Annotated in this window: 13 protein-coding genes; all 13 read right to left on the reverse strand. The window is 40.6% G+C overall.

From position 1 onward, the window contains the following. The coding region (locus ACNQGH_RS16660) for a beta-N-acetylhexosaminidase (protein ID WP_417957139.1) at nt 1–1,077 on the reverse strand (1,077 nt) is incomplete at its 3' end. Between the two features lie 138 nt (nt 1,078–1,215). Then, nucleotides 1,216–2,547, reverse strand: coding sequence for an alpha-L-fucosidase (locus ACNQGH_RS16665; RefSeq protein ID WP_417957140.1), 1,332 nt, complete (start codon nt 2,545–2,547; stop codon nt 1,216–1,218). Between the two features lie 61 nt (nt 2,548–2,608). After that, a complete protein-coding gene (galB, locus tag ACNQGH_RS16670; RefSeq protein ID WP_417957141.1) occupies nt 2,609–5,155 on the reverse strand; it encodes a beta-galactosidase GalB in 2,547 nt (848 codons plus the stop codon). 95 nt (nt 5,156–5,250) lie between these two features. After that, on the reverse strand, nt 5,251–6,966 hold the full coding sequence (locus ACNQGH_RS16675) for a PNGase F N-terminal domain-containing protein (RefSeq protein WP_417957142.1): 1,716 nt from the start codon (nt 6,964–6,966) through the stop codon (nt 5,251–5,253). 136 nt (nt 6,967–7,102) lie between these two features. Then, nucleotides 7,103–9,259: an alpha-N-acetylglucosaminidase gene (locus ACNQGH_RS16680; protein ID WP_417957143.1), complete on the reverse strand. Its 2,157-nt coding sequence runs from the start codon at nt 9,257–9,259 to the stop codon at nt 7,103–7,105. Between the two features lie 50 nt (nt 9,260–9,309). Then, complete coding sequence (locus tag ACNQGH_RS16685) at nt 9,310–10,863, reverse strand: putative Ig domain-containing protein (RefSeq protein WP_417957144.1); 1,554 nt, start codon at nt 10,861–10,863, stop codon at nt 9,310–9,312. Between the two features lie 97 nt (nt 10,864–10,960). Continuing rightward, nucleotides 10,961–13,408: a glycoside hydrolase family 95 protein gene (locus ACNQGH_RS16690; protein WP_417957146.1), complete on the reverse strand. Its 2,448-nt coding sequence runs from the start codon at nt 13,406–13,408 to the stop codon at nt 10,961–10,963. A 5-nt stretch (nt 13,409–13,413) separates the two neighbouring features. Beyond that, on the reverse strand, nt 13,414–14,661 hold the full coding sequence (locus ACNQGH_RS16695) for a glycoside hydrolase family 27 protein (RefSeq protein ID WP_417957147.1): 1,248 nt from the start codon (nt 14,659–14,661) through the stop codon (nt 13,414–13,416). 87 nt (nt 14,662–14,748) lie between these two features. Further along, nucleotides 14,749–16,263: a sulfatase family protein gene (locus ACNQGH_RS16700; RefSeq protein ID WP_417957148.1), complete on the reverse strand. Its 1,515-nt coding sequence runs from the start codon at nt 16,261–16,263 to the stop codon at nt 14,749–14,751. 121 nt (nt 16,264–16,384) lie between these two features. Next, nucleotides 16,385–17,863 carry an arylsulfatase gene (locus tag ACNQGH_RS16705; RefSeq protein WP_417957149.1) on the reverse strand — a complete coding sequence of 493 codons (1,479 nt, stop codon included), beginning with the start codon at nt 17,861–17,863 and terminating at the stop codon, nt 16,385–16,387. A gap of 100 nt (nt 17,864–17,963) precedes the next feature. Further along, nucleotides 17,964–19,838, reverse strand: coding sequence for a glycoside hydrolase family 35 protein (locus tag ACNQGH_RS16710; RefSeq protein ID WP_417957150.1), 1,875 nt, complete (start codon nt 19,836–19,838; stop codon nt 17,964–17,966). A gap of 206 nt (nt 19,839–20,044) precedes the next feature. Then, complete coding sequence (locus ACNQGH_RS16715) at nt 20,045–21,424, reverse strand: Gfo/Idh/MocA family protein (protein WP_417957151.1); 1,380 nt, start codon at nt 21,422–21,424, stop codon at nt 20,045–20,047. 117 nt (nt 21,425–21,541) lie between these two features. Continuing rightward, the gene (locus ACNQGH_RS16720; protein ID WP_417957152.1) at nt 21,542–22,840 is read right to left on the reverse strand and encodes a DUF3472 domain-containing protein; all 1,299 of its coding nucleotides are present in this window, start codon (nt 22,838–22,840) and stop codon (nt 21,542–21,544) included. Nucleotides 22,841–22,942: the final 102 nt, after the last annotated feature.

A 22,942-nucleotide genomic window follows, 5' to 3' on the forward strand; every position in this document is an offset into this window, starting at 1 on the left:
CTGTTGACAAAATGCACTATTTTTCCATTCCTCTTTAGGCGACTCGTCCCCGCCTACATGGATGTATTTTGAAGGAAACAATGCCATCACCTCATCAAGGACATCCTGTAGAAATCCAAAAGTATATTCTGTTGGGGCGTATACATCGGTGAAAACACCCCATGTTTCCTGTACCAGTTTTATCCTTCCGTTTGCTAATTCCTGTTTGCTTTTTTCAGAAATCATGGCAGCGGGAATTTCTGTTTTTTTATCTGGAAAACAGCTTAACATAGGATAAGCGGCAATAGCAGCACTACTGTGTCCGGGCATTTCAATTTCCGGGATTACCGTGACAAAACGATCTGATGCATACTTTACAATGTCCTTTACTTCTTCTTGTGTATAAAAACCGGCATCTGGTGTATTGTCGTTTCCTTTTCCTGGATACCTGCCAATAATCGTCCCGTTTCTTTTAGATCCTATTTCGGTCAATTTAGGGTATTTCTTTATTTCGATTCTCCAGCCCTGATCTTCGGTCAGATGCCAATGGAAATAATTTAACTTGTGCAACGCCAAATAATCGATGTATTTTTTAACGAATGAAACCGGAAAGAAATGACGCCCGACATCCAGCATCGCTCCTCTATAAGCAAAACGAGGCTCATCCTTTACCGCAACCGATGCAATTTTAAGACTGGTACTTCTTGCTGTTGGAAGCAATTGAATAAGGGTCTGCATGCCGTAAAAAGTTCCAATAGCAGAATTTCCTATTATTAAAACTCCGTCTTTCGCTGATTTTAAACTGTATCCTTCGCTTTTAAGTCCGTCAATTTTTTCAAGGCTTTTGAAAGTAATGCTGTTTTTCGTTGCTTTTTTAACGATTGGCAAGGCGAACCCATAGTAATCCAATAAATATTTATTTAAAAAAGCAGCAGTGGCATCATCCTGTTTGTTGGCAACCACCAAACTTGTTTTAGGGCTAATGACAAAACTGCCCGTATTTGTAATGACCTGCACCGGCTGCGGAATAATCTGCACCTGCTGCGCAAAGGATAATGCGCTGCATAAAAGAAGAGAAAAGAAAAATGATCGTATCATATTTTACGTTTTTAATTTTAATTTTTTTTTATTTTTATTTCAAAATTACATACGGTCCTGAACTATTTATGAACCAATTTATCATTTAGATGATTGCTGATAAAGCAGCAAAAAACAGAGACAGAGTAATTTCTTTTTTTACTTCAACCCACCCTGTCCGTTATACAATGCTACAGGTTTGTCCAATTTCAGTTTTAAAACGGTTACATATTTATCCTGGACAGCCTCTGGAAGATCTATATACACCAATCCAGGTACAGGACTCCAGGAAATTTTACCGACGACTTTGTGAGTCAGCTTTGTCCCATCCCCGACAACAGTAATAGCTTCAATTTTACAATTCAAGCCCTTAAGCATTAATGGACCAGCTGTTTTTCCAGGTACAAATAAGTAAAGCGTAGTGGAATCTTTAGACAAAGTAGTAGGCCCGTAAAAATGCCCTTGCGGAATCCCTCCTATAGTATTAAATATTGCTTCTCCGTGTTTCTTATTCCAGGCCCCCAATTCTTTAAGTACAGCTACCTCTTCGTCAGGAATACTTCCGTCTTCCCTGGGACCGATATCCAAAAGCAAATTGCCCCCATTGGCAACAGCATCAACAAATATGGTTATTATTTCATATGGTGTTTTCCAGTTATGGTCTTTAGGCTGATACCCCCAATTGTCATTAATGGTCATGCATAACTCCCACCAATCAAACGCTGGTCGGCTCACAGGAAAATTCTGTTCCGGAGTGGCATAATCGCCATACCCCTGGAGACGTCCGTTAATAATTGAAGAAGGATTTTTAGAAAGTATGATCTGACGGGTTTTCTCCGATTCCCATTCTTCTGCACTATGTTCCCAATCGCCATCAAACCACCATAAATCAGGATTGAATTGCGTACTGATTTCTTTTATCTGCCCCTGAAAAAAAGCTCTGAATTTATTCCATCGGTGATAGTCATGCTGCACACTGTATCTTGAACTGTCTTTCAAAAAACCTGGATAGTCGGGATTTGTCCAATCGATTAACGAAAAATACGCCCCGCATTTTATATCCCTTTTGCGCAACTCTTCGAAGAAAGGCTTTACCACATCCCTTTTTGCTGGCGTTGCCTTTACAGAACTGAGATTATTGAGCTTTGTATCATACATCGCAACCCCATCATGGTGTTTGGTTGTTATGACCGCATATCGGGCACCACTTTCTTTAATTAAATCCGCCCAATACGCTGGGTCGTATTGCTTCAGTGTAAATCCTTTTAATTGTTTCATATAATCGGCATGGCTTATTTCCTTGTTGTGAAAACTCCATGACTCCCCAATACCATTCACAGCATAAATACCCGTGTGAATAAAGATTCCCAACTTTGCATCTGCGAACCATTGCATTTTTTCCTTAATCGTCTTAGGATCAATTTTGGATTGCGCAGTACTATAAAAGGCACCTCCACTAAAGAGTGCCAGCACTATTATTTTTTTTATCATTTTGACACATTTTATTTAAAACATTATACTATTTTTTCAAAAAAAATCCTTTTATTCCCAACTATTTGATTTTAACAGCTACAACTGAAGTGGTTAATCCTTCACTTTCCGCCTTCACTTTAAATTGCCCCTGCTGTCCTTTCTTTGCTTTTACAATTACCAACGCCATTCCATTATAAGCCTCTCGTTCGTGACTTTGAAAAGGAACAAAACTGGTAGCATCACCATTATCTGTCGCAACAATTTCTCCGGGACCTTCTATGGAGAATTTAATTGACGGATGCGAACGGGGAACCATTAGTCCGTCTTTATCGATCACCTTAACCGTAACATAGGAAAAATCAGTTCCGTTGGAATCGATCACAGAACGGTCCGCGGAAAGGCTAAGTTGTACGGCAGCTCCCGTAGTTTTCACGACGTCGGTTGCCCATTGTTTCCCATTTTTATAGCAAACCACTTTCAATTCACCCGGAGTATATACAACATCGTCCCAAACCAAACGAAAATCAATCCCCGGAGTTTTTGTTTTTCTTCCAAGACTTTTTCCGTTCAAAAACAGTTCCGCTTCCTCTCCTGATGTATAAACATGCACCGGAGTTACTAATCCGATTCGTTCACTCCAGTTCCAATGTGGAAAAATATGAGCCACCGGCAATTCTGGTCTCCATTTGGATTGGTAGCTGAAGAAACGGTCTTTAGGGAAACCGGCCAAATCAATAATTCCAAAATAACTGCTTCTGGATGGTGGGTTATTTTTACGGATTTCCTCCAATTTTTTTTCCAACTCGGCCATTTTCGACGGATCAGATCTAAAATTAAGCAGGTTGGTCTCGTCAGAATTATAAGGAGTGGGTTCTCCTAAATAATCAAATCCGGTCCAAACATACTCTCCCAACAAATGCGGGAATTTAGCATTCGTGCGGAACTGCTCATCCGGCGTGCAGCCCCAACCCGGATATGCCTGATCATAAGACGATATTTGCCAATTTTTATATTCCTCGCCAAAGAAATATTCACCTCTAGAACTTACACAGGAAGAAGTTTCACTTCCCAGGGTAGGCATGTCTTTATAGCGCGGATCTGCATCCCAGGTAGCTTGTTTACTAAAAAAATAATTCACTCCCATCACATCCATTGCCACAGCTGCTCCCACTTCACGACCACCGTCCGGATCATTATACCCGTTAGAAACCGGTCTTGTCTGGTCTTCCTCACGAACAATATCGGCCAATTCTTTTGTCAATGGAACATTGCGTTGATCCGGCACTTCATTGCCAATGGACCAAATGAATACGGAAGGCTGATTGCGATCGCGATGCACCATTGCTTTCAAATCCTTTTCATGCCACTGGTCAAAAATTGTATTGTAATCGTTTTTCTTCTTCCCTACTTTCCAGGTATCAAAAGCTTCATCCCAAACCAAAAAGCCCATTTGATCTGCCAGTTCCAATAGTTCCGGAGCAGGTGTATTGTGAGAAGTACGTAACGAATTGCATCCCATATCCTGCAACATTTTCAGCTGCCTTTTCAACCCGCTCGTATTGATGGCTGCACCCAGAGCTCCTAAATCATGGTGATTACAAGTCCCTTTAATTTCGACCCTTTTACCATTGAGCAAGAAACCATTTCTCGCTGTAAATGCTATAGTTCGAATTCCGAAAGGGGTATTGTATCGGTCCACCACTTTACCGTTCACACTGATGCTCGTTTGTGCCACATAGCGATTTGGACTTTTAATATCCCAAAGTTTAGGACTGGCTATGGTTGCCTGTGATTCCAAAACTGCAGATCCTTCGGCTTTCACCTCAATAATCGATTCTTTGGTAGCTCCTGCTTTCGACCTGGGGGTGTTGTTGGCACCCAATTCAAACAACACGGTGTGCACTTTTGCAATCACATTTTTTTTGGTCGCATTATCGATTGTAACAACCAGTTTTACTGTTGCGCTTTTAGCGGTTATTTTAGGGGTGGTTATATAGGTCCCCCAATGCCCAACATGTACCGGATTTGTTTTTACCAGCCAGACATGGCGATAGATACCGCCTCCAGGATACCATCTTGAATCCCAACTTTCGGTATCAAGACGGACCGCTATTGTATTTTTTTGTCCTGCTTTAATGTAAGGTGTTAGATCCATTCGAAAGGAATTGTAACCATAAGGCCAGGTTCCCACATATTTTCCGTTAAGCCAGATTTTGGCATAGGCCATCGCTCCGTCAAAATCAACAAAAATTTGTTTCCCGGCATCAGCTGCAGGAACCGTAAAATATTTGCGGTACCAACCAATCCCTTTCCAAGGCAACTTACCGGTTTCGCCAGTAAGGTCACTGCGAAATGGTCCTGTGATCCCCCAGTCGTGTGGTAAATCTAATTTTTGCCAGGCAGCATCATTGTAGGACTCGCTTTCTAAATTTTTGGGTTCTTCTTTTCTGGATCCGTCAGGCTGGAATCCATAACGGGAAAACAACCAGTTTTCATCAAAAGATTGGGTAGCTGTTGCCCCCATCCTGACAATGGATTTATTTTGTGCCAACAGTGTTGGGACCATCATCAGATTTAGCATAAAAGCCAGCATCATGCCAAGTAAAACCGAACGTCTCGTAATCATATTCATTCTATTATATAGTATTTATAATCAAAAAAAAAAACATAACCCAGCTAACTTTAACCAGATAGCCTTCCACATTCTTTATCAACTCTCTTTTATTCCCAAATTAAACACCCGGAAACATTCCAGGCGCTAAAGCTTCCTCCTTCGGGTTTACCCATGGGAATCTGAACCTGAATAGTATGTTTGCCCGCTTTTAAATCGCCTAAGTCAATATAAGTCGGGTTGGTAACGGTGCCCGGACACCAATTGGATCTGCTTAAATCCGAAGAAGACAAACCATCTGCAAAATTTCCGGAACTGGGATTAAACAAACGATAGGATCCACAATCCTGTCTCCATGGAATAAATGAAAAAACAGCTTTCCCATCTAACAAAACTGTATTCTTTTTGGGTACAAATTCATCTCCATTTTCCCAGCCTCCATGACCGGTCGTAATGTATTTAAGTTGCGCGTTTTTTACGTCTTTATCTAATGTAAATGTGACTTCAAGTCCTTTTTCATTAGTAAACATTGACCCGTAATTCTGACCCTTCATTTCTAAAATATTAACCGTATTGAATAACGGCAGCACTTTATTTTCATTTAGTATCGGACTTTCTTCTGATTCATTTTCTCCCGGATGAATGGTTATACTCATAGCCACTCTATGACCTCCTTTATCATAATTTCCAATGGTCATTCCAACCCAAAGTTCCTTATTGCTTAAATAATCTGCCAAATCAGTAATTTCCTGTCTGTAAGGTGTTATTTCGTGCCATTTTTTATCTTTTAACTCCAGATAATTGTATTGCTTAATCCCAAAAGGTGTGAAAAATCGCATCAATTCCAACGGTGGCGTATAATTGTCCGTGGCAACTACTCCCTGGTATTCTGATTGGTTCCCATTGGTATAGACGGGCAATTCTTTGATCCCTTTTTGCAATCCATCTAAAAATGAACGCGACTTATCCATTGGTATAATAAAGGCTGTGCCTGTTCTGTCGTAGGCGTCTCCATTGGAATTTTGCTGAATGTCAATAAATACTTTTTGACCTTTCCTTATTTCAGGAAATTTTATTTTTCGAACTAGGATAAGGCCATTGGCAAATCTTAAAATACTGTCATTCGATTTTGCATCATCAGAAAACCGAACCAGTTCCTCTTCAAAAACTTTAATTGTTTTAAATCGGCTTTTCCAAAGAAAGTCACGGTAACTTAAGACATCCGTTTTAGGAGCTGTATAAAAATCATTCGAAATAAAATTGGCTTGCGCCTTATTTAATTGCTCTATTTTGGATGCCGTGACAACAGCATTTCCATTTCTGACTGTTTCTAAGACCAATCCTAAATTTTGGCCTAAAATGGCAGGGGCTCCTTTAACTCCTAATTGATCGGTATACCACAGTTCTATACTATTCGAATTGACAACGGTTTTTGCTTTCTTACATACATAACCCAGAATTGTTTTCGTTTCGTTGACTAATTCTAACTTTTGTTTCAAAATGGATACACTATCAACTGAAGCAATGGCATTGTTCGCATTTAAATAGGCTAATTGTATATACGAATTAGCTGCTCTATTAATTCTGGTAATCTCAAAAGGGTACTTACTTTTTCTGTTTTGAATGTTTTCCGAAGTCAGTAAACTCTCTTTTTGATTTGTAAACAGTACCAGGGGATCCTGATTTTCTACTTTTTTACCATTTGAATACTTTATATAAGTAATTTTATACCCATAGGAGTTTATTCTTGTTGTAACCTGAGCAGTACAAAAACTCACTGTTAACAGTGAAATAAAAATTATTTTAACGACTGTAGTTTTATACATTTTTCTTTAATTTTATATTAAAACGCTGCATTACCCTGAAATATCAGTAGGGTTATTGCTTTGAGGATAATTTTACCACGGACCACTCTGGAGCGTTGCACCATGACCTGAAGCAGGTATTTCTATTTATTTCATGTTATTCAATTTTACAAAAAGCAACAATCTCCTGAATTACTTCCAAATAATTTCCCTTTGGGATGGTCGCATAAGCATGCTGCTCTCTGGCCCATTTTGATTCCAGGGCAAAAAAATCAACTTCTCTAAAAGGTCTTCCGGCCAGTTCATTATCCAATTGTTCAAAAAACAATTGCCATCTTGGTTCGTATAGGTCTTTTATCAGGCCTGACCATTCCTTATGGGCATATTCATGCAGGTCAGTCTTCGGATTGGTATCAGGTCCCCAAAAGGTAATTTGCATCCTTGCATTCTTTTCTACCAATTGTTTTTCATACCCTGTCCTGCCAAAATCTTTAGCCTGTCTGATCCAGGTTCCCAATAAAAAATTTTTATTGGTCGCCATCAGTTTTTCCTGAAATTGCATCAGTCTCAAAAATTCTTTTTTATAGCGATTGTACCCAATACTATTCTTTTGACCGAAAGATTTCATCAAAGAGTCGTAAGCCATTTGGCCGCGATTCGCCACTACCTGTCTGGCAATATCCGTAATGTCGTATTGGAAAGTTTCGCTGTTTTTGAAAGTGTCGGAGGCTTTCAGAAAAGATTGTAATCCCGCTTCCAATATCCGGTTATCATAAAAAAGCTTTCTGGTACCCCAGCTTGAAACCGATTCTATTTTTTTGGCCGGTCTTGCCGAAAACAAGGATTCTGTGCATCCTTCCTGATATCCGGTATGTGATCCATACACTGATTTTTTCAGCGAAAGCAATCCGTGGGATACATCAATATTTTCTTTACCATAGCGGTATTTTGCGTAACCGTGCAGCAAACTATCCGTATTAATTGGGTTACCCCAAGCACTGTTCAGTGACAGATCATACAGCAAAGGATTGTTTAAAATTCCTTCCGGAATAATACCAATGCCTTTCATATAGTGCCCCTGTGGCGTTTGTAATGCACGATGCGGTTCCTCGATAACCCGTTGTAATTTCCCATACAAACCTGGCTTTTCACCAAAATTATTAACGCTGCACCAGATCCAGGGTGTTCCATTATATGCATTGGAAGTTTCCCAATTATTTTGGTTTTCCCCAAAAAGATCAACCACCAAAACGGTATCTTTTTGTAAATCCTTCAATAATTCTTTTCGAGGATTGCCACCCCAACCTTGTAGTACCCAAGTGCTGTTTGGAAAAATTGATTGCATTTGTTTTTGGATGTTTTTTGCCGAAAGCGAAACATCGAGTCCTTTACTGCTTCCGCCTTCATGGAAAGGATCTCCTTCAAAAAACGCACAACCGCCATAAATATCTTTTACGTTTTGATAATATACCGCTGCCATTTTTGCAAAGAGACTGTCTTGTGGGGACAACATTGCAGGCCGTTGAAAACCACCTGCCCATTTGCCTTGTTCCACAATTTTTGCTGAGGGAAACTTGGATTGCAAAGTAGAAGGTACCATGCCATAAAATCCCTGAAGAATAGGTTCTATACCCAGTTCTTTCATTCGGGCCAGCATCTTTTTCTGCAATTCCATTTGCCGGTCAATCATGGCATTGGAAACCGGCCCCCCCCATCCTTCCAAATTTCCCATCAGCCACCAGGCTGTATAAGCAGGCCCCGGGATAAAATCTTTTATCTCTTTATCGCTAAAACCAAATTGCGCTAATGTTTTTTGCCAAACCATCTCGGTGCCGTTTATAGCCAACATTAAATTCACTCCGTGCAAAGCCATCCAATCCAGTTCTTTCTCCCAATCTTTCCATTGGTAAAAACTCATGGAATAGTTATAGGTGCAATAATTTAACGCGTAACGGTATCCAAAAGGCGTTTCAATTACACGTTTTTCTGTAACCTCCGGCAATGCGGAAAGTGGTTTTAAATTTTGGGCACCATGGGATACACTTTGATTGCAAAAATTATTCAAATAGTAATTAAAACCCATCGCCGCCGCTGAAGCCGATGTGGCCGAGATATGCAATTGCTTATTTTGGGTAAGCAATTCAAAGCGATCATTGGCGGATGCAGCAAGGGAATGAAAAACAATTTTGCCTTTTGTCCAGGGACTGACCCTTTCGGTTAATCCAATTACACCACTAAAATCCTGTGCCTGCAACGACTGGAGAGGGGAGCAAAAAACCACAAAGGACAGTAAAAAGCCAAACCTTGTTTTCATAGTATACATTAAAAAAAAATTATTCAATTAATCAATTGCAACAAAACCGTTTATTGCTGCTGAAGCATTTGCAATAGCACTATTCCGTGAGCCGGAATAGTTGTTTCAAATTCGTTTTCAAAAACACCTAAATCTTCTTTTACCCAAAGATTGCGTATTTTGTACTTTCCTTTCAATTGAATTGCAGTAAAAGGGAACTTTGACTCAATCGGTTCACTGGACAGGTTTAACAATCCCAATACCATAGTGCCGTCTTCCAGTTGTTTCACCCATAATTCCGTATGATCCAAAGTACCCCGTAAGGAAGCTGCTTTGCCCAGAGCATCCTGGTTGACGGCTATGATTTCCTCATTGGTCAGCAAACTGAGCGTGGCAGCATCTAGCTGTTCCACGTCAGCACCTAGTAATAAGGGGGCACTCAACATGCACCACATACTCATCACCGTTTTTTGTTCCTCAAATGTTAAACGGTTTTTTCCCGCGATACCTGAACTCTGTGCTCCCACTGCTCCCACCTGCAATATATCAGGATCATTCCAATTACCCGGTTTCACAAAAGCTGATTTATCGGATAATTTTTTAAAAGCAGATCGCACGGATTCCCAGCTGTCGTGTACGTCATCTCCGGTACGCCAAAGCTGGCCACCACTTTCATTACCCCATTCCCAAACATTCCCCATTCCATACTGGCAAAGGGCATGGATCAGATCTCTTTTTTGGAGTTTCAAAGCGTCAGACATGATACGATAGGGCTTAATCAATTCTTCCTTCGAATTGCTTTTGGCAAAAGAACCATAACTGCACCAGTCGTATTTTAAATAATCAAATCCATTGTCAGCAAAAAATTTTGCATCTGTCAGTTCATGGCCATAGCTACCGGCTACACCGGCACAGGTTAGTGGTCCCGGCGAACTGTATATACCGGCCTTGAACCCCATCTGGTGCATGATGGATGGGAATTTTTTCAGGTTCGAAAAAAAAGTATTGGGCTCTAATTCCCCTTTTGAATTTCTTGGCTGGCCTTTCCTTTTAGGAAGGTTGTCCGGTCCTTCATAATAACCGTACACTTTTTTTTCACCTGATTGGAGCTGTTTCCATACCACATCATTTATATCAGGCTGATTGGTCCAGGGGTCATCAATCTCAATGACGCTCCAACCATACTGCTGCAAGCCTTTTTCTTTTATAATTTCAGCAGAACGGATCACCTTGTCTAAGGTGACGTTGCGACCAAAACTATACCAACTGCTCCATCCCATTGGTGGTGTTAATGCCAGCCGATCACCAATAACCAGTATAAAGGATTTTGAAGCTTTCCCAAATTCGTTTTGAGCCACCAATTCAATGGTATATTCCCCCGCTTTTTTTATCGCGCCCGAAATAACACCATTCGTCTTATTGACGGCGACCCCTTTGGGTAAATTCTTTACTTCAAACTGCATGGGCCTTGCTCCACTTGCCGGAATAGTATACATAAAGACTTTCCCCGGACTGGCACCATACAACCTCGGCCCATTAATTTTGGGTTGGTTCGAAATTTGCTGCGCTCGTGAAGCCCATCCAAAAATTAAAAAAAACAATAAAAAAGGAAACCTGATTTTCATATCAATATGTATTTAAACATCTTAAAACTTCATTAGGATAAAATGATTACTATTCCTCTATAGTAATTTGAAACGGTAAGACAGCCACTCCTTATTTTTATTTTATATAGTAAGTTGTTCGCTTTTGGGTAGGAAAAGTGACCACATCCATCCCTTCCGATTTTACCGCTACTTTTTTACCATTTGAATCGTAAATAGCCTTCTCAAAAGGAAGTTTTACATAACAATTATTTCCGGTTAGAGAAATGATTGTTGCATTTTTCAACTTGCCATTAGTCCAATCAAAATTCACTTCAAAACCATTTCTAGCACGCATCCCTTTCATATTTCCTGCACTCCAATCCGTATGTGTCGGCAGAGCTGGTAAAAAGCGGATAACGGAATTCTTACCATTGCTTTGTAAAAGCATCTCTGCAATACCGGCAGTTCCTCCAAAATTACCATCGATTTGAAAAGGTGGGTGCGCACAAAAAAGGTTGGAATAAGTACCTGTACCTTTGGCTGTATAATTGGTATTATCGGGATTGAACGCAGGGACCAGCAAACCTTTTAATACTTTTAACGCATGGTCCCCATCTTCCAGTCTGGCCCAAAAATTAATTTTCCAGGCTCTTGACCAGCCCGTAGCAACGTCCCCTCTTCTTAGCAATGTTTTACGTGCAGCTGCTGCCATCAAAGGTGTTTCCAGCGTATTAATTTCATCATAAGGATAGAGACCATACAGTTGTGAAACATGACGGTGCGTCGGTTCTGTTTCTTCATAATCGCGGATCCATTCCTGAACTCCACCTGTTTTTTCGCTGATCTGGTTTGGCGCCATACGTCCTTTCAATTGTTCCAAACTAGCGGTAAAAGTCTGATCGATACCGAGCAATTTAGCGGCTGTAATAGTGCAGGTAAACAATTCCCTCCCTATTTGCATGTCCATCGTTGGTCCCATGGTCGTTTGTCCAACAAATCCATCTTCGGTTTTATAGGAGTTCTCCGGTGAATTTGAAGGAGCGGTAACCAACCATTTGGTTGTTGGATCTTCTATTAAAATGTTTTTATAAAATTCAGAAGCCCCTCTTAAAACAGGATAAATTTCTTTTAAAACCTTCTTATCGGGATTATACAAGTAATGTTGCCACAAATGCTCGCACAGCCAGGCTCCGCCAGACAAGGTTGATCCCCAGTCTGCCCCTTCACCCGGCGCTGTAAATTTCCAGGGGTTCGCAATGACATGCGCTACCCAACCATCAGAATTATAATAAGCATTAGCTGTTTTCTCCCCCGGTTTTACCAGTTGCCTGGTAAACTCAATTAATGGTTTATGGCAATCGGCCAAATTTGTGACTTCGGCGGGCCAATAATTCATTTGCACATTAATATTCAAATGATAATCCCCGTTCCATGGCGTTTGGTATTCGGCTGCCCAAAGCCCTTGCAAGTTGGCCGGCAATCCGCCCGGGCGGGAACAGGAAATCAACAAATATCTTCCAAAATTGAAATACAATGCAGGTAAGCTCACATCGCTTTCCCCTTTTGCAAAACGCACCAAACGTTGTGCCGTTGAAAGGTTCAAAACTGGCTCATTTTGTCGGGCTGTTAACTGCATTTTAGAACGGTTATAATACGATTGATAATCGGCTGTATGTTTGCTTTTTAAAACATCCCAGGAAATTTTACCTGCTGCATTTACAGTCTTTTGAACCACAGGCAATGGATCTGCCCCTCGTTTTTCAACCGTCGGCCAGTTCAGGTCCGTTGCGGCGCTTAGCACGATGATGCATTCGGTAGCCCCCGAAACAGTCAAACCATTATTTTCAGCAATCACGTTCCCGTCAGCAGTATTGGCTTTGGCATATCCGGCAAAACGAATTCCCCGATCACCATTGCCACCCGGCAATTGTCCGGTCATTGTAATCGTGTTGCCAGTGGATGCAAATTCTGCATTTTCTTTCCTATTCATTAAAACATTAAAATGCAACGCTTTGGCTTTATTTGAACTCAGACGGATGATAATTGCCTTTTGAGGGGCGTTGGCAAACACTTCCTCTTTGTAAGTGGCTCCACCTATTTTCCACTCGGTCACCGCCAAAGCCCTGTCCAGCTGCAACGTTCTTTTATAATCTTTGACTATTCCCTGCGTATCCTTCCAGTTAATCAGCAGGTCTCCAAAAATCTGATAGCAGCCGAATTTTGCATTCGCACCATTCCCGTAAGCAGAACCCTGACCGGCACTGACAAAATAGTGCTGTAGCAATTCCTGGGCTTCTTTATTTTTCCCCTCTTTCAGCAAACGTTGAATTTCCGGTAAATACTGTGCCGCATCTTCCCGGTTTGGATTTTCGACGCCGCCCGACCACATCGACTTTTCGTTTATTACAATACGTTCTTTGATCGGATTACCATAAACCATGGCGCCTAAAGATCCATTCCCCAACGGAATCGATTGGGAAAAATGCGTTGCCGGACTGTCAAACTTAATTTCCTGATCCGTTTGCGCCTGTGCACCTAAAACAGATACAAATAAAGACAGTACCAAATGAATTCTATTTTTCATAACCGCTATTCTATTTTTCTTAATCGAAATAATTGAGTCTCGTGGCTTTGTACTTTACCGTTCCATTGCTTCCCTTTTCCAATCCTTTTATGTTGCCGCAAATCTTTTATTTCATAGGTTCCCTCCAGTCCCAATTCGGCAAAGTTAATTTTAGAATTTTGGACGGTTTCAGAACGATTCAAAATGGCAACGGCAAAATCACCATTGGCCAATGGACGTACAAAAACACTCCACAACTCATTCTTGATTTTACAAACTGCCTGCTTGCCTAAAGCATCCTGGTTAATGGCAATCACTTCTTCATTCAACAAAATACGTTTGGTTTCGGCATTCATTGTTCGAACATCATGGCTAGCTGCCAAAGGAGAACCCATAATACTCCAAAGGCTCATTTGGCTTTGGTATTCCGTATCGGTGCATCCGGTTCCCCCCAAGTCCCCTGACGGTCCTTTTTTACCGTAAAGGCCTACCACCAGCATGTCCATATCATTCCAATGTCCAGGCCCCGCGTAGGTGGAATACTCCTGTGAAAAATCGACAATATCGATTATTCCTGCTCCTGCCGAATGCAATTCTTTAGCGGTGTTAACCGGTTTTAGACTTTTCCATTTGTCCCTGACATCTGCTGTAGTGCGCCACAGTTGACCACCTGCCTGACCGCCCCAAAGCCAAGGTTTACGGTCTCCCCATTCGCAAATACCCAAGGCAATGTCACGACCACTTTTGCGCAAAGCATCCGCAATTTTTTTGTAACGCGTTTTTGCAGTTTCGATGTCATCCGGAGCCCCGCAATAGTCATATTTCAAATAATCAATACCCCAGAGCGCAAACGTTCTGGCGTCCTGATCTTCAAAATTCAGACTGGCGGTGTATCCTGCGCAGGTAAGCGGCGCTGCATCTGAATATATTCCTAATTTCAGCCCTTTACTGTGCATATAGTCGGCAAGTGCTTTTATTCCGGACGGAAATTTTTTGGGATCAGCAATGATATTATTTCTATTATCCCTTCCCCCTTGCCATCCATCGTCGATAAAGACATGATCATACCCCGCTTTCAGCATGCCACTGCTTACCATGGCATCCGCCATTTCGCGTATTTCTTTTTCATTAATACTATCGGCAAAATAATTCCATGTCATCCAACCCATTGGTGGTGTTGGAGCCAATAAAGAACCGTCTATTCCCTGTGTCTGACCCATTCCATTAGTGAGAAAAAATAGGGTCCCAATAATACAAAAAATTTGTTTTTTCATTTCTATATACAATTCGTTGTTGTTTTTTAATACTTTCTTTAACATCCTCCAGCCCCGGTTCTCCCATGAATTCTTCTTAAGAAGACCTTATTTAATCTTCCCACCTTCTTTTATCTTGTGCAACAGCTGCGCTAAGTTGCTTACCTCTTGAGGATGCTGATCCGCAAGATTGTTTTTTTCCCCAATATCAGTACTTAAATCATACAACTGCGGGAGTTGATTATTGCCCAATTCAATATTGGTACCCCTATCCATTGCCGGTCCGCTGTTGGGTTCAATATATTTGCGGTTTCCTTGAAGGATTGCCAATGATTCCAATCCCTGTTCAATCAATGCAGTCCGGCCTTTTGCTGATTTACCCAATAGGGCATCCCATACATTTTCACTATCCAAAACGTCACTTTCCTGCAATTTAACAGTCAACATTTTAGAAAAAGAACGCAGTAAATCAACCTGACAAAGCAAAGCATCCGAAACATATTGTTTTGTTTTTCCTGGCCAGCTCACAATAAATGGAACTCTTGTGCCCCCTTCAAACAGACTGTATTTTCCACCACGCAAAACACCGGCGGGTGTATGTCCGTTTAATTTTGTAACGGCCTGGTCCTGATACCCATCGTCGAGTACAGGGCCATTATCGCTACTGAAAATGATAAGGGTGTTTTTTGCAATACCAAGATATTCCAGCTGCTTCATAATTTCTCCTACCGTCCAGTCCAATTGCAGGATCGCATCGCCACGATAGCCTAATTCACTTTTTCCTTTAAACATTGTGGAAGGCATACGGGGTACATGCGGTTCGGTCAGCGTATAATAGAGAAAGAAAGGATTGCGCTTATTGGTTTCAATAAAATCTTTTGCTTTGGATAAAAAAGTCAGCGGCATTTCTTCATCAGTCCATCGGGCTTTATAGCCACCGCTCATATAGCCAATGCGGCCAATACCATTTACAATCGTATTATTATGTCCTTGTCCGGGAGAAGATTGCATTTTTAATAATTCGGGTTGTTGTTTCCCCGTCGGATCATTCCCAACTATTTTTTTGTAATCAACCTGAATGGGATCCGCAGGATCCAATGCAACTACGTTGTGATTTTCTACAAAAACAGTCGGCACGCGGTCCGCTGTAGCCGGAAATATAAATGAATAATCGAAACCCACTTCGTTGGGTCCGGGTTTTAATTCGCCATTCCATTCTTTTTCTAAACTATTGCCCAATCCCAAATGCCATTTCCCAACTATGCCGGTCTGATAGCCTGCCTTCTGAAACAAGGAAGGCAACGTTGTTTTATCCGTTGGAACAATTAAAGCTGCATCCCCCGGCAGAATTCCCGTGCCTTTTTTTCGCCAGGGATATTGCCCAGTCAGTAGGGCATACCGGGAGGGAGTACAGGTAGCAGAGGTCGAATGCGCATTGGTAAACCGAATCCCTTGTTGGGTCAGCTTATCAATATGGGGCGTATGGATCTTTGTCGCACCATAGCAACTGAGATCGCCATAGCCCAAGTCATCGGTTAAGATGATTATAACATTTGGTTTTTGCTGAGCAAACAGTACACCCGATATCAAACATGCCATTAGCATGGTCCCTATTCTATTCATGGGGCAAGAGTATTATTATTTTAGTAGCAGCTTCTTAAAACTACCTAAATCTATTTCTTTATTTTAGGCCGGTAAAAAAAATGAAAATTATTAGTTTTTCCGGTCAAATAATTGCTACACATCATTCTTTTTCAGAAAACTTCGGGTCTATAAATTCCCAATCCCTTATATGCGATGGCTGGTGTTCTTTTTTCACTATTGCTTCAAACTTCTTTGCAAGCTCCAGATGCTGACCGGCAATATCTGTCGTTTCTTTTTCGTCCATAAGAAGATTGTAGATTTCCCAAGCTGCCTTCTTATTTTTCTTCATAGTACTCTTAACCCCTTTCCAGTCTCCCATGCGGACCGCCACCTGTCCTCCTTTTTCAGGAAACTCAAAATAAAGATAGTCGTGTTGCTGTTGTTTATTATCCTTTCCAAGCAAAGTTGGCAAAAACGAAATCCCATCAGTATCCCATGCTTTCACTTCTGTCATTTCAGCTAAAGTGGCCATCATATCAAATTGTGCAGCAATATGATTGCTCACCTTGCCCGCAGGAATTTTACCCGGCCAACGCGCAATAAACGGCTCCCGAATACCACCTTCGTATAGATCCTGTTTTCTGCCTCTTAGCCCTCCTGCACTATTGAAAAAATCAATATCTGCTCCACCCGCGTTAAAGGTCGGGCCATTATCACTGGAGAACATCACTATCGTATTTTCGTCTAGTCCTAGTTCTTTCAATAATTTCATAATTTCTCCGACTTGTTTATCCATATAGGTAATCATCGCCGCATAGGTAGCCCTTGGATAAAGTGTAGCAGCATACCCATTTTCCCCATGATAGGGATGTTCTTCAAATTGGCCCAGGTATTCTTTCACTGCGGCCTCTGGTGCCTGAAGGGATACATGTGGTCCGGTGTAAGGCAAGTATAAAAAAAAAGGTTTCCTTCTATTCTTTTTAATAAAATCAAAAGTCTTCTCAGCCATTTTTGTTACCGAATACGCTGTCCCTTTGAAATAATCAAAAGCGGTATCAGGAGCATCCTTTGCCAAGGGCTTATGCACTTGTATGTACGGATTTTTCAAAGTATCCCATTTCCCGTTTTCCCAAAGATGGGTCGGATAAAAATTATGCGCCTGTTTCTGGCAGAGGTATCCATAGAAATAATCAAAGCCTTGTTTGTTGGGATCACCGGTAGTGTTGTTCATTCCTAATCCCCATTTACCAATGGCTCCTGTTACATAGCCGGCTTCCTTCATCAATTTTGCAATCGTAAAAGTACCTTCGGGCAATGGCATTTGTCCTCCCTCGTTCTCATCTTCAAATCCCCCTAATTCATAATTTCCCCGAATATAAGAATGACCGCTATTCTTTCCCGTCATTAACATACAACGGGAAGGTGCACAGACCGGAGCACCGGCATAATGTTGCGTAAATTTCATCCCTTCCCTGGCAATCCTGTCCAAATTAGGCGTTTTTATTTTTTGCTGACCGTAAGCCCCTAATTCCCCATACCCCATATCATCAGCATAGATGTAAATAACATTTGGCTTTTGCTGCCCAAATACAGCAGCAGTTACCAGACACATCAGTACAATCTTCCTAATTTTATTCATGTCGTGAAATTTTATTTTTTATAATTGAATCTCATTTTTGCAACTAATGTATAGGGGTTTAAGAAACCGGCGATAAAGCCTTTTTGATGTATTCCTGACGTTATTTACTGTCCTTTCTCTCTGGTTTTAATTCTTGTAAAATAGGGGTATCAATACTTTTAACCTTAGTTTGTAATACTTCATTTTTTTGTTCAAAAATCAGGATTGTATTTTTACCTTTTTTTAACCAGCAGCCAGGCAGATACAACGTTTGTTGTGGGCCAACGCTCCAGTAACGTCCAATATTAATTCCGTTCACAAAAACAATCCCTTTACCCCAATCCCGCATATCTAAAAAAGTATCTCCGGTTTTAATAAGGTTAAAGGAACCCTGATATAAAGTGGGGCGGTTGATTTTTCCGGTATTTTTATTTTTAGCTAATTGTGGTTCGGTATTCATCGGTAATTTATACATTTCCCAGTTACCTGTAATTGTTTCGCCATTAATAATAACAGGGGATATAATTCCTTTATTATTGGCATTGATTTGTGAACCGTAATTAATACGCCCCATATTTTCAACTACAATATCTAAAGTGGCATTAAAAGGAACATCAATATCGCAGTCGTATTTTTTATAATATCGATTTAATTCTGCTACTTTTTTCCCATTGACATATACTATTGCATAATCACGTAACCCTTTTAATTCCAATTTCCCGCTAATGGGCTGTGTGAATTTTTTACTGTACCAAACATAGCCGTCCCCTTGGTTTAACTGTTCAAAAGTCAAAGGATTATCCTCTATTACCGGACTGATTCCCGATTTTAGATCTTCTAAATCAACCGCTTTGGCTAAAACAATATTTGGGAGGGTAATACTGGGTGTTCTAGCAGGAACAGCAGGGGTTTCACTGTTTTTCAACAACGCTCTTAAAGCATCGTACTTGGGCGTTGCCCACCCCGCTTCGCTTATTGGCGCATCATAATCATACGAAGTCATATCTGGCTGGATATCATGCTCCTTATCATAATTGGCTCCTGAAGTAAACCCAAAATTCGTACCTCCATGGATCATATAATAATTAAATGAGATGCCATTATCCAGGTATTTTTTAGTCTGACGAACGGTTTGCTCTGGTTTTTGTGTTGGGAATGGTTCCGCCCAATGATCCAACCAGCCTGGATAAAATTCAGCCACCATATAGGGACCCTGATTATTGTTAAACTTGTTAACTACCGTTTTTAGCTTCGTTACATCATCTTCACCATTTGCCGTAGGCAATGCTCCCGGTAAAGCTCCTCCTTCAAATAACCAGCTGCCATCTGAAGTAAAAAAAGGAACTTCGAAACCGATGTCTTTCAATTGTTGAAATACGGCTGCGCTGTATTTTTTATGCTCCGCCAAAGGGATATCTTTACGCTGTGCCACATAAGAACCGAATTCATTTTCACCCTGAACCATGATGATGGGTCCGCCTTTGGTAATTTGCAAATCCTTAACCTGATTGTATAATTGTGTAAAATACGATTTAGTAGCAGCCAAATATTCGGTATTGTTACCACGGATAACCATATTAGGAACATTTTGCAAAAACCAGGGATACCCTCCAAATTCCCACTCAGCACATACATACGGGCCCGGACGTAAAATAACAAACAGCCCTTCTTCCTGTGCTGTTTTTATATATTCGGCCAAATTTTTATTACCGGTTTTAAAGTCCCAAACCCCGGGAGCTGTTTCATGATAGTTCCAGAACACATAGGTGGCGACAGCATTTAGTCCCATAGCTTTCATCATTTTTAAACGGTGACGCCAATACGGTTGGGGAATACGGGAGTAATGCATTTCACCGGAATGAATTTGTACGGGTTTACCATCCAATAGAAAGTTGCCATCAGCAATAGAAAAACTATGCTTTTGCTGAGCAAATAATGAGGGAACCATAAAAAGGGTAACCAGAAGCGCTAGGAATATTGTTTTTGTTTTTTGCATTTGAGTAAAATAAGAGTACTAATAAATAATAGGATGAAGTGCTGTAACAGCTTCCAAATTAGTCTCAACAGTCTTTGGTCCGTTACAATAGTTTTTAATACTATTTTTTGATTAGACACAGATTATTGAGATGCTGAAAAGCATTTTAAAAAAAAATGTAATGTACCTGGGTAACTATCCTCTTTTTAAATGCTTTGTAATTATTTTTATTTAGAAAATTCTAATCCTTTGAGTTTGTTCCACCCTCCACGAGTAAAATCAGGGATCTCCACCGGAGCGGAATTGTTGTCAAGGGATTTTTCTGTTAATGGTGCCAGACAAGACCATTCCGCCAAGTCATATACATCCATGTCAAGCGGCAAGCCATTTTGAAGACAATGGATTAAACGATAATCCATTACAAAATCCATTCCGCCGTGACCACCAATTTTCTTTGCCTTTTCTTCGATTCCAACTACCATTGGATGTTTGTATTTTTCCATTAATGCTTTTTTTACATCTTCAGGAACATAACTGTGTGCGGTTAAGTTTTCATGATTTGGAGTAATATCCGATCCAATATCTTTTGAATCCAATGCATATCCTTCTACAGGATATTTATTCGCAAATCCTTTTGTTCCGGTTAGTTGGTACATGCGACTGTACGGACGTGGATTAGCCACATCGTGCTGAATCTGAATTGTTTTTCCGTTTTCGGTACGAATCATGGTCATGGTGTGATCCCCGTTCTTAAAGTCTTTCAGGTCCTTACCCGTTTTCTCTTTAATGAAAGCAGGAATACCAACTACTTTGGTATCCATAGAAACCAAATAATCCATCTTATCACCACGGTGAATGTTCAATGCCTGACAGGCTGGTCCCATCCCATGGGTTGCGTAAATATCACCACGGTGTTTGGCGTTATAATCCAAACGCCAGTTATTCCAGTAGTCTGCCCAATACGGTTCAAGGTTGTGAATATAAGAACCTTCTGCATGAAGGATTTCTCCAAACAATCCTTGTTGCGCCATATTCAATGTAGTCAATTCAAAGAAATCATACACACAATTTTCCAATTGCATACAGTGTTTACGTGTTTTTTCGGAAGTATTGATCAGTTCCCAAATCTCCTCCATGGTCATGGCACTTGGCACTTCAATCGCCACATGTTTACCGTCTTTCATGGCTTGTATACCAATTTGAGCATGGTGTTTCCAGTCAGTTGCCACATAAACCAGGTCAACATTAGGAAGCGCGGTAACTTTTCTCCAGGCATTTTCATCATCAAAAAATTCTTTCGCCTTAGGAAGACCTGCTTTCACAAGTATTCCATTTGCAGATTTGGTGTTTTTTTCCAACATATCGCAAAGAGCAACAATTTCAACTCCTGGAATATGTGTCATACGCTCTACAGCTCCGGGACCACGCATTCCTAAACCGATAAAAGCGATGCGAACCGTTGGCAACGGGGCTGTAGCCAGACGCAGCACATCCGTTTGTCCTTTGGCACGGTCCGGAGCTGGAGTTTTGATCATTTGGGCCGATACATTTGCCCATCCCAGAAAAAGAAAGGAAATTAGTAGTAGTTTAAAAATGCTGGTTTTCATAATTGAATTAATTTAGTTTTTAGAAGATAATCTCTTGGTCAGTATCTGTTTTAGGTTTATATATTTTAGATACTATTCGTTTTGCCATTTGATTTAAAAATGAGTGCTGCTATTTATTTAAGGTAATTTATTAAAATCAATGTTAGGTTTAGTATTGTGTAAAGGTCTTGTAAAAATACTTTGGGGCTTGGTGTAATTGGTAAAGAAACCGCCATTTTTCAAATAGAATGAATCCTGGTCCAGACCGCCTGAATAATCCATGCGATAGCCTTTATGACCCGTCTCGTCTATTGTGAATTTAACTGAATTTAATTCGGTCCAATTTCCTTTATCATCACAATACCACTGATTCTTAAATAATACTTTGCGGGATAAATCCCCTTGTTCCGGAATAAAATTCTCTAAAAAGGAATGAAATCGCTTTAAGTAGCTATTGGTTTGTGGACGATTAAAACTGGCTATCAACAACCATTTGTCTAATTCCGGGGCAAAAAAGTAGGCCGTATACGTTGTTGTATTATCTTTTTGGGGAGTTCCGCGCAGTAAAAACTTATACGTATTTCCCGCTATCCAATCGTATCTCAAATAACTTTGACCTCCAGAACCTTCACTACCGAATTCGCCTGTTTTTACATCCGGACCTTTTTTAAGCAGTTTGATTCTATGGGATTCCGGAATACTTTTCGGATCATCGGTTACAAAAGGGCTCCAAACGGAAAATAGTATTCTACGCTCTTTTTCCGAGTTTACCTGCATACCAAAGTACCCTTCGGCAAAACCGTTTGCCATATAATAAGAACCGACAACATCTTGTCCTGAAGGTACAGTAATTTCATTATAATACCACTCTGCATTTATCTTTTCCGGAACCTGATAATTTAAATGCACCGAAGGACCACGTCTGCCCCAATAAAAAAAGTTTCCTTCATTATTAGGTACAAAAGCGGTTTTACCGGCAATAGCGGATCCGCTGATCATCAGGTTCGAAATGGATGGAAAGCTGCTTTTGGTTTTGCTTATTCCTTTGATCGTTAAAGCAACATAACCCGTGTCAATAATTTTCCATTCTCCGATTGCAATAGGTGTTTTTAGGGTTTCTTTAAATTTGATTTTTTTAAACGTATTGGCAATGGCAAATTCTAAAACTGATTCCCCTACTATTGAAACCGGTTCAGGTATTGAAATTCGCACCATTCCTGGTTTTGAAACCCTGAAGTACACCGTAAAATATTCCTTTGGATTGGTCCATTTTTCAATTCCATTTTTTGAAATGGTCTCATTCCCATCCCGATGAAAGGAGCTGAATGCATTTCCTGCAAGAGGCAAAGAAAACCCAGTTGCCGTCTCCTGAGCAACTAGAGTGTTGCTCAGAAGGACCGGTATGAAAAAATAAATGATTTTTTTTAAAAATTTCATAGTACTGAGTAAGGATATGTTTCGATTTTTTTTAACACGCTTAGCTGACGCTAATTGCTATTTCCCTTTGCAATCCATGGACCGCTATGGCTCGTTATGACA

The sequence above is a fragment of the Flavobacterium kochi genome, assembly GCF_048286715.1.
GTDB lineage: Bacteria > Bacteroidota > Bacteroidia > Flavobacteriales > Flavobacteriaceae > Flavobacterium.

Excerpts from the sequence above, each read along its gene's own strand:
- ACNQGH_RS16685 (WP_417957144.1), bottom strand. The coding sequence starts at position 10,863 with ATGAAAATCAGGTTTCCTTTTTTATTGTTTTTTTTAATTTTTGGATGG.
- ACNQGH_RS16695 (WP_417957147.1), bottom strand. The coding sequence starts at position 14,661 with ATGAAAAAACAAATTTTTTGTATTATTGGGACCCTATTTTTTCTCACT.
- ACNQGH_RS16710 (WP_417957150.1), bottom strand. The coding sequence starts at position 19,838 with ATGCAAAAAACAAAAACAATATTCCTAGCGCTTCTGGTTACCCTTTTT.
- ACNQGH_RS16675 (WP_417957142.1), bottom strand. The coding sequence starts at position 6,966 with ATGTATAAAACTACAGTCGTTAAAATAATTTTTATTTCACTGTTAACA.
- ACNQGH_RS16665 (WP_417957140.1), bottom strand. The coding sequence starts at position 2,547 with ATGATAAAAAAAATAATAGTGCTGGCACTCTTTAGTGGAGGTGCCTTT.
- galB (WP_417957141.1), bottom strand. The coding sequence starts at position 5,155 with ATGATTACGAGACGTTCGGTTTTACTTGGCATGATGCTGGCTTTTATG.
- ACNQGH_RS16720 (WP_417957152.1), bottom strand. The coding sequence starts at position 22,840 with ATGAAATTTTTAAAAAAAATCATTTATTTTTTCATACCGGTCCTTCTG.
- ACNQGH_RS16680 (WP_417957143.1), bottom strand. The coding sequence starts at position 9,259 with ATGAAAACAAGGTTTGGCTTTTTACTGTCCTTTGTGGTTTTTTGCTCC.
- ACNQGH_RS16705 (WP_417957149.1), bottom strand. The coding sequence starts at position 17,863 with ATGAATAAAATTAGGAAGATTGTACTGATGTGTCTGGTAACTGCTGCT.
- ACNQGH_RS16700 (WP_417957148.1), bottom strand. The coding sequence starts at position 16,263 with ATGAATAGAATAGGGACCATGCTAATGGCATGTTTGATATCGGGTGTA.
- ACNQGH_RS16690 (WP_417957146.1), bottom strand. The coding sequence starts at position 13,408 with ATGAAAAATAGAATTCATTTGGTACTGTCTTTATTTGTATCTGTTTTA.
- ACNQGH_RS16715 (WP_417957151.1), bottom strand. The coding sequence starts at position 21,424 with ATGAAAACCAGCATTTTTAAACTACTACTAATTTCCTTTCTTTTTCTG.